Genomic DNA, 14,192 nt, shown 5'->3' with positions numbered 1-14,192 from the left:
ATGGGTATTGATCTTCCGCTGATCTGGGCCGTGATCATCATCTTCGGCATCATGATGTACGTGGTCATGGACGGTTTCGATTTGGGGATCGGGATTCTCTTCCCGTTCATTCCAGGCAAGACCGATCGTGACGTGATGATGAACACCGTCGCGCCGGTCTGGGACGGTAACGAAACCTGGTTGGTGCTGGGCGGCGCAGCGTTGTTCGGTGCCTTTCCGCTGGCCTATTCGGTGGTGCTCTCGGCGTTGTACCTGCCGTTGATTTTTATGCTGATCGGGCTGATCTTCCGCGGCGTGGCGTTCGAGTTCCGCTTCAAGGCCAGGGACGACAAGCGCCATCTCTGGGACAAGGCGTTCATCGGTGGCTCGATCGCCGCCACCTTTTTCCAGGGCGTTGCGTTGGGTGCGTTCATTGATGGATTGCCGGTGGTCAATCGCCAATTTGCCGGTGGCTCACTGGACTGGTTGACGCCGTTCACGATGTTCTGCGGCGCGGCGCTGGTGGTGGCTTATGCGCTGCTCGGATGTACCTGGCTGATCATGAAAACCGAAGGCAAGTTGCAGGAGCAGATGCATGACCTGGCTCGGCCACTGGCTTTCGTGGTGCTGGCCGTGATCGGTATCGTCAGCATCTGGACCCCGCTGGCCCACGCCGAGATTGCCGCTCGCTGGTTCACCCTGCCGAACCTGTTCTGGTTCCTGCCGGTACCGATTCTGGTGCTGGTGACCATGTACGGTCTGATCCGCGCTGTGGCTCGCAATGCACACTACACGCCATTCCTGCTGACCCTGGTGCTGATCTTCCTCGGCTACAGTGGTCTGGGTATCAGCCTGTGGCCAAACATCGTGCCGCCGTCGATCTCGATCTGGGACGCCGCCGCACCGCCGCAAAGTCAGGGCTTCATGCTGGTGGGCACGTTGTTCATCATCCCGTTCATCCTGGGTTACACCTTCTGGAGCTACTACGTGTTCCGCGGCAAGGTCACCCACGAAGATGGTTACCACTAAAACACGCGACAGCGGCGCAGTGCTGATACCTGCGCCCTTTCAGAGGAGATTGCGATGATGGCGGGTAAACATTCCTTGCAGGAAATCGAAGCAGCAGAGAAAAAGCCGCTCTGGCAGCGACTTGGCTGGCTGGCGATGATCTGGACCGGCAGCGTTGTGGCGCTGTTCATCGTAGCCAGCCTGATGCGCATGTTCATGAATGCCGCGGGCCTGACGACCCACTGATTTTTTGACACCTGATCCCATCCCGTTGCCTTGCGGCACGGATTTACAACCCTCCAGATGGAGGGTTTTTTTACCCGTCATTTGCGGGCTTTAAGGATCACGAACTTGGGTGTGGCCGCCACTTGCTCGACGCCACGGAACAACCGCGCGAGCTTGCTGTGATAACCCAGATGACGGTTGCCGACGATGTACAGCGCGCCGCCTACCACCAGAGCCTCTCGGGCCTGCTGGAACATGCGCCAGGCCAGGAAGTCGCCGACGACTTGTTGTTGGTGAAACGGTGGATTGCACAGCACCACGTCCAGGGACTGAGGCTCCTGACCCGCCAATCCATCGTCGGCACGTACAACCACTTCCCGGTCACCCAGCGCCGCGCGCCAGTTTTCGGCGGCCGATTGCACGGCCATGAACGACTCGTCCACCATCGTGTAATGGGCCTCAGGGTTTTGCAAAGCGCTGGCGATGGCCAAAACCCCGTTACCGCAACCGAGGTCGGCGACCCGCGCCGAACCGAGGTTCTTTGGCAGGTGCGGCAAAAACGCTCGCGTGCCGATATCCAGCCCTTCGCGGCAGAACACATTGGCGTAATTGAGCAGTTCGATCTCAGGCGAGTCGAGTCGATAACGAGTCGGGTAGGGGGACACGACGGGCGCTTTGACTTCAGCGGTCGCGATCAATAGCCGAGCCTTCTTCACCGCCAACGAGGCTTGCACCGGGCCGATGTAGCGTTCCAGCAGATCGCCCGCGGCTCGGGGTAAATGCTTGACCATCGCGGCAGCAATCACCTGAGCACCCGGCGCGAGTTGGCCCTGTAGGCGAATCAATTGCTCTTCCTGCAAGGCGAGGGTTTTCGGGACCCGGATCAGTACCCGGTCAAAGGGGCCTGAAAAGGCTTCGCTGGCCGGTACGCTCGGCACCGCATCAAACGCCTGGCCGTTGCGGATCAGATTCTTTTCCAGGCCCTGAAAGGCCAGGAACGAGTCGCCGCTGCTGGTCACTTGAACCTTGCCCACCAGGCTGGCGGCCAATGCGCCAAAACTGTCGTTGAGCACCAAAACCCGAGTGTCGGCCGAGGGCTGTTGGTCAGCCAGATGGTTGAGCAGGTACTCGTCTGCGGCATCAAACGCCTGCAGCGGTTCGTTCTGCTGGTCGGGCTGGCGGATCAGGTCGAGGCGGGCGAAGGGTGTTTCGAGCAAGGGCATGAGGCGGGCTCTGGGTAATCAACAGGGGGCATCAACGGGTGTCCCGCGCCCCGGGGGCGTTGTAGCGGGCGTGACCGTCCGAGTGCACTGCGTCGTGAAGGTTCACACGTCAACACTCAAGAAGGACCGCAAATGGTACGTTTTTTTCTTTTGGATTACTTGCAGGTTTTTTGGGTCAGCGTATCGCGCTGGTGTTGAGGAAGCCTTCCTTGGTGGCGGCGAGCACTGCCGAAATCTTGTTAAAGACCCCCAGTTTCAGAATTGCGCTTTGCACATGGAAATTGACCGTGCGAGCACTGAGGTTGAGGATTATCGCACTTTCATACGCAGTCTTACCCACAGCCGCCAGTTTCAATACATCGATTTCGCGGGGCGTCAAATGCGGTGCGCAGGGCTTCGCAGCTTTCTTGGGCAGTGTCTGCGCGATCAACGCATGAAGATGGCGCCCGATGAACACTGAAAAACCGAGATTTTCATACAGCTCAAACGCAGTGATCGGGCAATGGCTTCTGGCCAGGCTCAGAATGCTGCAATGATCGCTTTCCTCGTCATGGATGGATTGTGACCAGCCGTGCTGCAATCCTTGTTTTTCGAGCGCGTCCCATAACCACGGGGTTTTGGAAAACAGTTCTTCACTCCAAAGAATAGGTAATCTGGAGTGATTGCAGTGAGCCACTACTGGATCTATCGCGCTGAATTTTTTTTGTTCATATTCAATGTTCCAGTCGGTAGGGTAGTTGTTGAGTTGAACAGTATTAAACTGGTCAGTTTTTGTTTGATATGTTGTTGAAAAAGCGAAAAATTTAAACCCTATATTTTTCGCGAATCCAAGTGAAATCCGGTAGGCAATATCAATCTCAGTTGCACGCGATAACTGGTTGAGTTGTGATTCCTTCCACCTTTCCATCTTAATTCTCCAATGTAAAGTCTCATGGGGGTGTTGCGTTGGATCCAATGTCTGGCAAGCCCCGAGTGTAGGATAATTCCTACGTGCGTGTTGAGAATTTTCGGTGTTGCTTACATTTTTAAAACACGTTTCTGATTCTAGCTTCTGGTGTTTATGGGGGTAAATAACGAGAGGCGAGTTTTATTTAATACTCATTGAACTTATGAGTTAATTAAGTTGTCGGCTTTAGATTTTTCTATAAAGTTAATGCGATTGAGAGTGCCTGGCGAAAGCCACTACAAATCACCGGTGTTTAAGCTGCCCGCTTTGCGGGACACTGTGGCTATCTGTTGAATGGAGCACCCCATGACCGCCAGTGCAGAAAAATTCACTCGCCAGACCTTGCTCGACGTCCAGTCGCTGACCCCCAGTCTGTTCACCCTGAGGACCACCCGGGATCCGGGCTTTCGTTTTCGTGCAGGTCAATTCGCCCGGCTGGGCGTTACCAAGGCTGACGGCAGCACCGTATGGCGCGCCTATTCCATGGTGTCGTCGCCCTATGACGAGTTCCTCGAATTCTTTTCCATTGTGGTGCCAGGGGGGGAGTTCACCAGTGAGCTGAGTCGGCTGGGAGTCGGCGATACGCTGCTGGTCGAGCGTCAGGCCTTTGGTTACCTGACGCTGGATCGCTTTGTCGACGGCCGTGATCTCTGGCTGTTATCCACAGGCACCGGCCTGGCGCCGTTTCTGTCGATCCTGCAGGACTTCGAGGTCTGGGAGAAATTCGAGCGGATCATCTTGGTCTACAGCGTGCGCGAAGCCCGGGAGCTGGCGTATCAGGAACTCATCAGCGGGTTGGCGCAGCGCGACTATTTAGCGGAGTTTGCGCACAAGCTGCAGTTCATCACTACCGTCACTCGCGAGCAGCATCCTGGGTCCAAGAGTGACCGGATCACGACGCTGATCGAAAGTGGCGAGCTGGAGCGGGCGGCAGACTTGACGCTGACGGCCAAGTATTCGAGGGTCATGCTCTGCGGTAATCCGCAGATGATCGATGACACGCGCAAATTGCTCAAACAGCGCCACATGCACTTGAGCCTCAGTCGACGGCCCGGGCAAGTGGCGGTGGAAAACTACTGGTAAAAAAAACGGCGCCTCGAGGGCGCCGTTATTTCACTAAAGCGTTCAAGGCCGATTGTTCTGGGCCTTGAGCAGATCGCGGATCTCTTCCAACAGCTCTTCTTCTTTGGTCGGAACCGGCGGCAGCGTTGGCGCAACGGCCTCTTCGCGTTTCAGACGGTTGATGGCTTTTACACCCATGAAGATCGCGAAGGCGACGATGATGAAGTCAATCATGCTCTGGATGAATTTACCGTACGCCACCATTACCGCCGGGATATCGCCGTTGGCTGCCTTGAGCGTGATGGCCAGGTCGCTGAAATCCACCCCTCCGATCAGCAGGCCGATGGGTGGCATCACCACATCGCCGACAAACGATGAAACGATCTTGCCGAAGGCAGCACCGATGATGATACCGACGGCCATGTCGACCACGTTACCTTTGACCGCGAAGGCCTTGAACTCACTTATCACGCCCATAGGTTATTTCCTTGTTAAAGATGAGGTTGGTGAGCGCAGTGTAAATCAGCAAGATGCATCCTGCTCGAAACAACTGCTTACAGAGCTTGCCTGCTACCGACCGTCTCAACGGTAAAAAGTTTGAAAAAGCCATCATACTTGCTCGGGATAGCCGCTTTGGACTGGGCCTCCAGCGCGCGCCATTAGCTTGGTTGTTCTTATTACAAGGTCGGTTTAATAGTTGGGTTGTACGTTCAGGTTTTAAATGGCAAGGGTTTGTACAGGTTTTGATTTTTGTTTCATTGGGCGAGACTAGTATTTGATTGAATATGTTAGGGCGGGAGGTTGTATAGGGTTTTATGGTTAGTCAGACGGTGAATGTATTCCAAGGGCTGAACAAGTGACTACCAAAGATCCGCTGGGTAACTTCGCCGCGCTGATCCACTCCAGCTGAGCTATCATCGCGTTTTTTTGTCGGGAGTTCAGATGGCCAAGGCCAAGCGCATGTACGGCTGCACCGAGTGCGGCTCAACCTTCCCCAAGTGGGCTGGCCAGTGCGGCGAGTGCGGGGCCTGGAACACGCTGACCGAAACCATGGTCGAGAGCGGTGGCGCTGCGGCTCCCAGCGGTCGCACCGGCTGGACCGGCCAGCAGGCACAGATCAGGACCCTGGCCGAAGTCAGCGTCGAAGAAATCCCGCGTTTTTCCACCGCTTCCAGCGAGCTCGATCGGGTGCTGGGCGGTGGTCTGGTAGACGGCTCGGTGGTGCTGATCGGCGGTGATCCGGGCATCGGCAAATCGACCATTCTGCTGCAAACCTTGTGCAATCTCGCCAAAGTCATGCCAGCACTGTACGTCACTGGCGAAGAATCCCAGCAGCAAGTGGCCATGCGCGCCCGCCGTCTCGGCTTGCCTCAGGATCAACTGCGGGTGATGACCGAAACCTGCATCGAAACCATCATCGCCACCGCCCGGCAGGAAAAACCTAAGGTGATGGTGATCGATTCGATCCAGACGATCTTCACCGAGCAGCTGCAATCGGCACCGGGCGGCGTGTCGCAGGTTCGGGAAAGTGCGGCGTTGCTGGTGCGCTATGCCAAGCAGAGCGGCACAGCGATTTTCCTGGTCGGCCACGTGACCAAAGAAGGCGCATTGGCCGGGCCGCGAGTGCTGGAGCACATGGTTGATACCGTGCTGTATTTCGAAGGCGAGTCCGATGGGCGTTTGCGTCTGCTGCGGGCGGTGAAGAACCGTTTCGGCGCGGTGAACGAGCTGGGTGTGTTCGGCATGACGGACAAGGGGCTGAAAGAAGTCTCCAACCCTTCGGCGATTTTTCTTACGCGTGCGCAGGAAGAAGTGCCGGGCAGTGTGGTCATGGCAACGTGGGAAGGCACTCGGCCGATGTTGGTCGAGGTGCAGGCATTGGTCGATGACAGTCATCTGGCCAATCCACGTCGGGTTACGCTGGGGCTGGATCAGAATCGACTGGCGATGTTGCTGGCGGTGCTGCACCGTCACGGCGGCATTCCGACCCACGATCAGGATGTGTTTCTCAATGTGGTTGGCGGGGTGAAGGTGCTGGAAACGGCCTCCGATCTGGCGCTGATGGCGGCGGTCATGTCCAGTTTGCGCAACCGGCCACTGCCCCATGACTTGCTGGTGTTCGGCGAAGTAGGGTTGTCCGGTGAAGTGCGTCCAGTGCCGAGCGGTCAGGAACGCCTGAAAGAAGCGGCCAAGCACGGCTTCAAGCGCGCCATCGTGCCCAAGGGCAACGCACCGAAAGAAGCGCCGCCGGGGTTGCAGATTATTGCTGTAACGCGTCTGGAACAGGCGTTGGACGCCCTCTTCGAATAACCTTCCAGATAGAACACAAACCCTGTGGGAGCGAGCTCGCTCCCACAGGGTTTGTGTTGGTCTTCAAATATTGATCAAAGCGCCCAATTCACGTTCGAGCTCCTGCGAGTCGCCCAGGTTGAGTTCAACCAACCGCCGCAGGCGTTCGATGGATTCCAGGCTGATGTGTTTGCAGACAAATCCGAGCTGGCCATGGTCATCGTGGGTCAACATCACATCCATCTTGATCTCGACGTCTTCGTTGAGATGAATATCGACCAGGAAATGCCACTCCCGATTCCCCAGCCACGGTTCGGGCTTTTCGATCAACAGTCCCTTCAGTGACAGGTCGATCAGCTTCACCGGCCAGATGAATTCCCCCTGACTCAGCTCAGTTCGGGCATCGAACGCAATTCGTTTGAAGCGGCGGCGATCGGCAGGGTGCTCGCTCATGGCGCAATCCTCGTAAATGTTCGCTGACTATAGACCCGCATTGTCAAAGGCTGCCAGCAAAGTGAAGGCTCAACCAATGTCGGGGTATGGCCTTTGCGGCCGTTAGCGCTAAACTCCGAACGGCTCTCTTTCTTGTCCACTCTGGCTGGAATCATAAAATGAAAAATAATAATAGCCTGCTACGCCACTTACCCTGGCTGCTGCTGGCAATCGTAGGTGCGTGCGCCCTTGGTGTAGTGGCATTGCGCCGAGGTGAGGCGATCAACGCCTTGTGGATTGTGGTCGCTGCCGTGGCCATTTATCTGGTTGCCTATCGTTACTACAGTCTGTTCATCGCTAACAATGTGATGCAACTCGACCCGCGACGGGCCACCCCCGCCGTGCTCAACAATGATGGTCTGGACTACGTCCCCACCAACAAACACATCCTCTTCGGTCACCACTTCGCAGCCATCGCTGGCGCGGGGCCGCTGGTCGGTCCGGTCCTGGCGGCGCAAATGGGCTATTTGCCCGGTACGCTGTGGCTGATTGCCGGCGTGGTGCTGGCCGGTGCCGTTCAGGACTTCATGGTCCTGTTCATGTCCACCCGCCGCAACGGCCGTTCCCTCGGCGACATGGTTCGTGAAGAAATGGGCCGTATCCCCGGGACCATCGCGCTGTTTGGCTGCTTCCTGATCATGATCATCATCCTCGCGGTGCTGGCGCTGATCGTGGTCAAGGCCCTGGCCGAGAGCCCGTGGGGGATTTTCACGGTGATGGCGACCATCCCGATCGCGATGTTCATGGGCATCTACATGCGCTACATCCGCCCGGGCCGCATCGGCGAAATCTCGGTGATTGGCGTATTGCTGTTGCTGGGTTCGATCTGGCTGGGCGGGCAAGTGGCTGCCGATCCGGTGTGGGCCAAAGCGTTCACCTTCACCGGCGTACAAATAACCTGGATGCTGATCGGCTACGGTTTTGTTGCCGCAGTGTTGCCGATCTGGCTGATTCTGGCACCGCGAGATTACCTGTCCACGTTTCTCAAAATCGGTACCATCGTGGCCTTGGCGATCGGCATTCTGATCACCATGCCCGACCTGAAAATGCCGGCACTGACCCAGTTCATCGACGGCACCGGGCCGGTGTGGAAGGGCGGTCTGTTCCCGTTTCTGTTCATCACCATCGCCTGTGGCGCGGTGTCGGGTTTTCACTCGCTGATTGCTTCGGGCACCACACCGAAAATGTTGGATAACGAAGTCAACGCCCGTTACATCGGTTACGGCGGCATGCTGATGGAATCCTTCGTCGCCATCATGGCCATGGTTGCCGCGTCGGTGATCGAGCCAGGCGTGTATTTCGCCATGAACAGCCCGGCGGCCATCGTCGGCAGTGACGTGGTTTCGGTCGCGCAGATGGTCAGCAGTTGGGGCTTTGCAATTACGCCGGAAGCGCTGCAGGCGGTGGCCAAGGACATCGGTGAAACCACGATCCTGGCCCGTGCCGGCGGTGCGCCGACCCTGGCGGTCGGTATTGCGCAGATCCTGCACAGTGTCCTGCCGGGTGAAAACACCATGGCGTTCTGGTACCACTTCGCGATCCTGTTCGAAGCGTTGTTCATCCTGACCGCCGTCGACGCCGGGACCCGTGCCGGCCGTTTCATGCTCCAGGACTTGCTCGGTTCCTTCGTGCCGGCGCTGAAACGCACCGAATCCTGGACCGCCAACCTGATCGCGACTGCTGGTTGCGTGGCGATGTGGGGTTGGTTGCTGTACCAGGGTGTGATTGATCCGCTGGGTGGCATCAACACCTTGTGGCCGCTGTTCGGTATCTCCAACCAGATGCTCGCCGGTATCGCACTGATGTTGGCAACCGTTGTGCTGATCAAAATGAAACGCCAACGCTACGTCTGGGTCACCATGCTGCCAGCGGTGTGGTTGCTGATCTGCACCACCACCGCAGGCTTCATCAAGCTGTTCGACGCCAACCCGGCGATCGGCTTCCTGTCGCTGGCGAAAAAATACAGCGATGCGCTGGCCAACGGTCAGATCCTCGCCCCGGCCAAGGACATCACCCAGATGCAGCACGTGATTTTCAACGCCTACACCAATGCAACGCTGACGGCGCTGTTCCTGTTCGTGGTATTCAGTATCCTGTTCTATGCGCTCAAGGTCGGTATCGCCGCCTGGGGCAGCAAAGAACGTACGGATAAAGAAGCACCGTTCCAGGCGCTGCCGGATGCGTAATCGAGGATTGCAGCATGTTCAATGACCTGAGTCGCCTCGGTAAATACCTCGGTCAGGCCGCGCGCCTGATGGTCGGGATGCCCGACTACGACAATTACGTCGAGCATATGCAAACCAAACACCCGGACAAACCGGTGATGAGCTACGAGATGTTCTTCCGGGAACGCCAGGAAGCTCGTTACGGTGGCAAGGGTGGGCCGAAGTGCTGTTGAACCTCTAACGGCGTGTTATCAGATGTGATGTGGAGCGGTTTTTTGTGGGAGCGAGCTTGCTCGCGATGCAGGCAACTCGGTTTATCGTTAAAACCGTGGTGATGCCATCGCGAGCAAGCTCGCTCCCACAGGACCGCTCCCATTTTTTTGTGTATTAGAAGGAGATCCAGTTTGTCCTCTCCCATTCCCGTCACGATCCTCAGTGGCTTCCTTGGCGCGGGAAAAACCACGCTGTTGCGCCACCTGCTCAAAGCTGAACACGGCCTGAAAATCGCCGTGATCGAGAACGAGTTCAGCGATGCCGGAATCGATACCCAACTATTGGGCGACGAACCGGTGCAAGTGATGACGCTGTCCAACGGTTGCGTCTGCTGCACCATCCACACTGACCTGACCAAGGCTCTGTACTTGCTGCTCGAGCGCCTGGACAGCGGCGAAATCGCCTTCGACCGTCTGGTGATCGAATGCACCGGCCTGGCCGACCCGGCACCGGTGGCTCAGACGTTCTTCATCGATGAAGAGCTGCGCGAGCGTTACATCCTCGACGGCATCATCACCCTCGTCGACGCGGCGCACGCTGACACTCATCTGACTCAAACCATCGCCCAGGCGCAGATCGGTTTCGCCGACCGCTTACTGGTGAGCAAGCGCGATCTGGTGGACGAGGCGACGTTCAACACCCTCAGCGAGCGGCTGATCCGGATCAACCGTCGCGCACCGATTCGCGTGGTCGAGCACGGCAAGATTGACCTGGCCGAATTACTTGACGTGCGCGGTTTCAATCTCAATGCTGACCTTGGCGGCGTCAGCCTGCGCCCGGTCAACAAAGCGCCGTCCATCGACCGTATTTCCAGCCTGGTACTGCGCACCGACAAGCCACTGGATATCGACAAACTCAGCGAGTTCATGAACGAACTGCTGGAAGACCATGGCAAGCAACTGCTGCGCTATAAAGGCGTTTTGAACATCCTTGGTGAGCCGCGGCGCATGGTGTTTCAGGGCGTGTTGAAGTTATACGGATTCGATTGGGACACCGAATGGGCGGACGATGAACCGCGCGAAAGCGTGATCGTGTTCATTGCCGATGATTTGCCGGAAGAGAAAATCCGTGAGGGGTTTGCGCGGGTAGCGGCTGGCTAAATCACCGTTGGCGTCAGGGATGACGCCAACGCGGGCAAGCCCGCTCCCACAGGGTCCTTGGTGGACACAGGAGCCGGTAACACCAAAGATCACTGTGTGAAAATCGATAAATTGGCATGACCGGTCTGGCGATCGCACCGATCAGGAATTCAATGCCACACCTTTTTTTAGAATACTCAAAGCAAAAGTTACCTTTGATTGTTCTTCGGTTTCGGCGAGGTATATATAGCGCGAACCTCTTATTTTGGATCCTCCGACATGTTTTTTTTCCTGACTTGATTGAGATTGGTAGATGGGGCGCGGAAATGTCGTCAAGCGTAATGACGTTGTTGCGATGGTCTGTGAGCGTAAAAATTGTCGGGTTGGTGGTGTCGGATTTTTTCGCGCCAAGAAGATCTAGTGCGCCTTTGCATATTATCTTATTGTGATAGTTGCCTTTATTTTTGATGGAAATAATATAGCCGTTATCCGTATGTCCAAAATGCAGCGTTAAGGATTCGAGGGTTTTGCCTTGGCCTTTCGGGCGCATGCCAAGCAGGCTAGAGTGATCGCTGGCGAAGGTGAAAGTGTTATTGGAATAGATGGGGGAAGTTTCAGCTGTTGTTGTGTTGTGGCGATAATCAGCGCAAAAAAATGCCCACATCGTTTGATGTAGGCATTTTTTATCGATCAACTGATTACAGTCTTTCGCCCGGCTTATTAAGCGCCGTACACCGGCAGCTTCTTGCAGATGGCTTTGACTTTCTCGCGAACGGCGTCGATCACCGCTTCGTTGGAAAGGTCAGCCAGGATGTCGCAGATCCAGCCGGCCAGCTCTTTGCACTCTGCTTCCTTGAAGCCACGAGTGGTCACAGCCGGAGTACCGAAGCGCAGACCGGAGGTGACGAACGGGGAGCGTGGATCGTTTGGCACGGAGTTCTTGTTCACGGTGATGAAAGCCTTGCCCAGAGCGGCGTCAGCGTCTTTACCGGAGATTTCCTGCTTGATCAGCGACAGCAGGAACAGGTGGTTTTCAGTACCGCCCGATACCACGTCGAAACCGCGCTCGATGAACACGCCGGCCATGGCCTTGGCGTTCTTCACCACTTGTTGCTGGTAGGTCTTGAACTCAGGCTGCAGCGCTTCCTTGAAGCAGATCGCTTTGGCGGCGATCACGTGCTCCAGCGGGCCACCCTGGGCGCCCGGGAATACTGCGGAGTTCAGTTTCTTCTCGATGTCGGCGTTGGCGCGAGCCAGGATCAGGCCGCCACGTGGACCGCGCAGGGTCTTGTGCGTGGTGGTGGTCACGACGTCAGCGAAAGGCACCGGGTTCGGGTAGACGCCAGCGGCGACCAGACCGGCCACGTGGGCCATGTCGACGAACAGGTAGGCACCCACCTTGTCGGCGATTTCGCGGAAACGCGGGAAGTCCAGGATCTGCGAGTAGGCAGAGAAACCGGCCACGATCATTTTCGGCTTGTGCTCAACGGCCAGACGCTCGACTTCGTCGTAGTCGATCAGGCCATTGGCATCGATGCCGTACTGAACGGCGTTGTACAGCTTGCCGGAAGAGGAAACGCTGGCACCGTGGGTCAGGTGACCGCCGTGAGCCAGGCTCATGCCCAGGAGGGTGTCGCCCGCTTGCAGCAGAGCCAGGTAAACGGCGCTGTTGGCTTGCGAACCTGCGTGCGGCTGAACGTTGGCGTAATCGGCGCCAAACAGTTCTTTTGCACGGTCGATGGCCAGTTGCTCAACCACGTCGACGAACTCGCAACCACCATAGTAGCGCTTGCCCGGGTAGCCTTCGGCGTACTTGTTGGTCAGTACCGAGCCTTGAGCTTCCATGACCGCAGGGCTGGTGTAGTTTTCCGAAGCGATCAGCTCGATGTGTTCTTCCTGGCGCTGAGCTTCTTGCTCCATGGCGGCAAAGAGATCGGCGTCGTACTTGGCAATAGTCAAATCACGGCTGAACATGGCGGTCCTCAAGGATCGGGGCAGAAAAGGGGGGCATTCTAACCCAATGGGTTTTAGATGGCATATGAAAGGACATCATGTCGCAGACAAGTGGGCTTCATGACGGGATATGCGGTGATCATGCTGGCCTCTTCGCGGGCAAGCCTCGCTCCTACGGTCGGTGAGATCTGTAGATACTCTGTTCACGGTCAAGCTTTCGCGAGATGTTTTTCGCTAAAAAGCTTGGCCGTATCAAATTCTTCGCCGGAGCGCATGCAAGCCCATAAACCCGTCAGGTACTTGCGCATCACTGCTCCGATGGCTTGCATTTTCTTCTTGCCCCGAGCCACCAGAGCTTCGTAGAAGGCTTTCACGTTCTCATCGCAACGGATTGCCGTCATTGCCGGCATGAACATCGCTGCGCGTAAGTAGGCGTTGCCACATTTCGACATTCGGCCAGGGCGGTTCACACTTGTTCCTGACTGGGTCAATCTCACGTCCAGCCCCGCATAACGGCTCACCTGTGCCGATTTGAGCGTTACAGGTAGCGTCGTCAACTCAGCCAGTGCAGCAATCGCTGAAGCCTCTCCCACGCCGGGTGCCGCCATCATGCAGCGAAACTGCAAGGTCAGGTTCGGGCACTTGGCGATGGCGTCGCGCGCAGCCTTTTTCAAACGGTCAACGCGTATATCCAATGCAGCAATCGCGTCTTTCTCATCTGCGATTAGCAACTCAATACTCGTATCTGTCGCTTGTAGCGCATGCAGCTCATTCTTGGCTCTGGTCCGATGGCCAATCAGTCGATTGATATGACGGCCAATCGCACGCAGCATCATTTGATCCGCCGTAGGCGGGACCCAAAGCCTGGGTGCCATGCGCTCGCCATATTCAGCCAGCAACTGCGCATCGATCTGGTCAGTCTTGCTGTTTTGCAACATCAACTTGGCAAAGTTGTGGAAGCTTTTTGGGTTGATCACCGAGACCGGTAAGCCGGCGGCATGCAACTCCAACGCAAGATCCAGGTAGTAAATACCGGTGGCCTCCATGACCACGCTCAGCGGTTTGAGGCCCATCATCTTATTCACCGCGGCCTTACGACCCTTGGGCGTGTGCTGAATGTCCCACTGGCCGACTGTTTTGCCGTTCTGCCGCCATCCCATGGCAGACGTTTTGGCACCAATGTCTATGCCGACATGAGTATTCATGCTTTTCACTTCCCTGACTTTAGGTAAGATTGCTTCCGGTTCCCCCGACCTCGAACTTCATGCCACTGCAACCTTGTAATGCGAAGTCCGACTTGTCGGCTTCTCGATACTCTTCGTGGTGGGCAATGAGGCGGGGGGGCCTCTCTACAGACAAGGTCAGGAGCAAATCCTGCCTTCAGGAGCGATCGGCCTCCCCCAGAAACGCACTTGCTGTTGAATGAATCCTTGAGCGTAACCTCTCTCGCTGGAGTCAGGGTCAACATACAAGGAGCGAGGCTTGCCCGCGAAGACGT

General features: G+C 56.7%; 14 protein-coding genes. 7 read left to right on the top strand and 7 right to left on the bottom strand.

The window, feature by feature from the left end:
- Positions 1-1,008 (top strand): cytochrome d ubiquinol oxidase subunit II, encoded by a 1,008-nt coding sequence (gene cydB / locus ACYZT7_RS28190; protein WP_462039056.1) that lies wholly within the window; start codon positions 1-3, stop codon positions 1,006-1,008.
- A gap of 57 nt (positions 1,009-1,065) precedes the next feature.
- Positions 1,066-1,233 carry a DUF2474 domain-containing protein gene (locus ACYZT7_RS28185; RefSeq protein ID WP_074880353.1) on the top strand — a complete coding sequence of 56 codons (168 nt, stop codon included), beginning with the start codon at positions 1,066-1,068 and terminating at the stop codon, positions 1,231-1,233.
- A 77-nt stretch (positions 1,234-1,310) separates the two neighbouring features.
- On the opposite strand, the gene ACYZT7_RS28180 is transcribed toward ACYZT7_RS28185, so the two are convergent.
- Together ACYZT7_RS28180 and ACYZT7_RS28175 are read right to left on the bottom strand one after the other, a co-directional pair.
- Entirely contained in the window at positions 1,311-2,435 is a 1,125-nt protein-coding gene (locus tag ACYZT7_RS28180; protein ID WP_462039055.1) for a methyltransferase, read from the bottom strand.
- A gap of 175 nt (positions 2,436-2,610) precedes the next feature.
- Positions 2,611-3,342 (bottom strand): helix-turn-helix transcriptional regulator, encoded by a 732-nt coding sequence (locus ACYZT7_RS28175; protein ID WP_462039054.1) that lies wholly within the window; start codon positions 3,340-3,342, stop codon positions 2,611-2,613.
- Between the two features lie 345 nt (positions 3,343-3,687).
- On the opposite strand from ACYZT7_RS28175, the gene ACYZT7_RS28170 reads away from it, so the two are divergent.
- The gene (locus ACYZT7_RS28170) at positions 3,688-4,464 is read left to right on the top strand and encodes a ferredoxin--NADP reductase (protein ID WP_462039053.1); all 777 of its coding nucleotides are present in this window, start codon (positions 3,688-3,690) and stop codon (positions 4,462-4,464) included.
- A gap of 42 nt (positions 4,465-4,506) precedes the next feature.
- Here the strand turns inward: ACYZT7_RS28170 and mscL are convergent, their stop codons facing one another.
- On the bottom strand, positions 4,507-4,920 hold the full coding sequence (gene mscL / locus ACYZT7_RS28165; RefSeq protein ID WP_462039052.1) for a large-conductance mechanosensitive channel protein MscL: 414 nt from the start codon (positions 4,918-4,920) through the stop codon (positions 4,507-4,509).
- Between the two features lie 465 nt (positions 4,921-5,385).
- On the opposite strand from mscL, the gene radA reads away from it, so the two are divergent.
- On the top strand, positions 5,386-6,753 hold the full coding sequence (radA, locus tag ACYZT7_RS28160) for a DNA repair protein RadA (RefSeq protein ID WP_033054257.1): 1,368 nt from the start codon (positions 5,386-5,388) through the stop codon (positions 6,751-6,753).
- Positions 6,754-6,816: 63 nt separating this feature from the next.
- Here radA and ACYZT7_RS28155 read toward each other — a convergent pair whose 3' ends face one another.
- On the bottom strand, positions 6,817-7,185 hold the full coding sequence (locus ACYZT7_RS28155; protein WP_462039051.1) for a PilZ domain-containing protein: 369 nt from the start codon (positions 7,183-7,185) through the stop codon (positions 6,817-6,819).
- Positions 7,186-7,343: 158 nt separating this feature from the next.
- Here ACYZT7_RS28155 and ACYZT7_RS28150 point away from each other — a divergent pair, with 158 nt between their 5' ends.
- The 3 genes from ACYZT7_RS28150 to yjiA all read left to right on the top strand — a co-directional run bounded on the left by ACYZT7_RS28150 (position 7,344) and on the right by yjiA (position 10,762).
- Complete coding sequence (locus ACYZT7_RS28150; protein WP_462039050.1) at positions 7,344-9,410, top strand: carbon starvation CstA family protein; 2,067 nt, start codon at positions 7,344-7,346, stop codon at positions 9,408-9,410.
- A gap of 14 nt (positions 9,411-9,424) precedes the next feature.
- Complete coding sequence (locus ACYZT7_RS28145) at positions 9,425-9,622, top strand: YbdD/YjiX family protein (protein ID WP_007895266.1); 198 nt, start codon at positions 9,425-9,427, stop codon at positions 9,620-9,622.
- Positions 9,623-9,793: 171 nt separating this feature from the next.
- Positions 9,794-10,762 carry a GTPase gene (gene yjiA / locus ACYZT7_RS28140; protein ID WP_462039049.1) on the top strand — a complete coding sequence of 323 codons (969 nt, stop codon included), beginning with the start codon at positions 9,794-9,796 and terminating at the stop codon, positions 10,760-10,762.
- 13 nt (positions 10,763-10,775) lie between these two features.
- Here yjiA and ACYZT7_RS28135 read toward each other — a convergent pair whose 3' ends face one another.
- From ACYZT7_RS28135 to ACYZT7_RS28125, 3 genes are all read right to left on the bottom strand, one after another.
- Positions 10,776-11,435 carry a hypothetical protein gene (locus ACYZT7_RS28135; protein WP_462039048.1) on the bottom strand — a complete coding sequence of 220 codons (660 nt, stop codon included), beginning with the start codon at positions 11,433-11,435 and terminating at the stop codon, positions 10,776-10,778.
- A gap of 26 nt (positions 11,436-11,461) precedes the next feature.
- Positions 11,462-12,715, bottom strand: a complete 1,254-nt coding sequence (gene glyA, locus ACYZT7_RS28130) for a serine hydroxymethyltransferase (RefSeq protein WP_462039047.1) — start codon at positions 12,713-12,715, stop codon at positions 11,462-11,464.
- 188 nt (positions 12,716-12,903) lie between these two features.
- Positions 12,904-13,899 (bottom strand): IS110 family RNA-guided transposase, encoded by a 996-nt coding sequence (locus ACYZT7_RS28125; protein WP_462030744.1) that lies wholly within the window; start codon positions 13,897-13,899, stop codon positions 12,904-12,906.
- Between the last annotated feature and the right edge of the window lie 293 nt (positions 13,900-14,192).

This window comes from Pseudomonas sp. RT4P38 (genome assembly GCF_054897765.1).
This window is presented reverse-complemented; position numbering and strand designations above follow the sequence as displayed.

Coding starts and splice junctions, on each gene's coding strand:
- ACYZT7_RS28180 (WP_462039055.1), bottom strand. CDS start 2,435: ATGCCCTTGCTCGAAACACCCTTCGCCCGCCTCGACCTGATCCGCCAG.
- ACYZT7_RS28125 (WP_462030744.1), bottom strand. CDS start 13,899: ATGAATACTCATGTCGGCATAGACATTGGTGCCAAAACGTCTGCCATG.
- ACYZT7_RS28155 (WP_462039051.1), bottom strand. CDS start 7,185: ATGAGCGAGCACCCTGCCGATCGCCGCCGCTTCAAACGAATTGCGTTC.
- glyA (WP_462039047.1), bottom strand. CDS start 12,715: ATGTTCAGCCGTGATTTGACTATTGCCAAGTACGACGCCGATCTCTTT.
- radA (WP_033054257.1), top strand. CDS start 5,386: ATGGCCAAGGCCAAGCGCATGTACGGCTGCACCGAGTGCGGCTCAACC.
- ACYZT7_RS28185 (WP_074880353.1), top strand. CDS start 1,066: ATGGCGGGTAAACATTCCTTGCAGGAAATCGAAGCAGCAGAGAAAAAG.
- cydB (WP_462039056.1), top strand. CDS start 1: ATGGGTATTGATCTTCCGCTGATCTGGGCCGTGATCATCATCTTCGGC.
- ACYZT7_RS28175 (WP_462039054.1), bottom strand. CDS start 3,342: ATGGAAAGGTGGAAGGAATCACAACTCAACCAGTTATCGCGTGCAACT.
- ACYZT7_RS28150 (WP_462039050.1), top strand. CDS start 7,344: ATGAAAAATAATAATAGCCTGCTACGCCACTTACCCTGGCTGCTGCTG.
- mscL (WP_462039052.1), bottom strand. CDS start 4,920: ATGGGCGTGATAAGTGAGTTCAAGGCCTTCGCGGTCAAAGGTAACGTG.
- ACYZT7_RS28145 (WP_007895266.1), top strand. CDS start 9,425: ATGTTCAATGACCTGAGTCGCCTCGGTAAATACCTCGGTCAGGCCGCG.
- ACYZT7_RS28170 (WP_462039053.1), top strand. CDS start 3,688: ATGACCGCCAGTGCAGAAAAATTCACTCGCCAGACCTTGCTCGACGTC.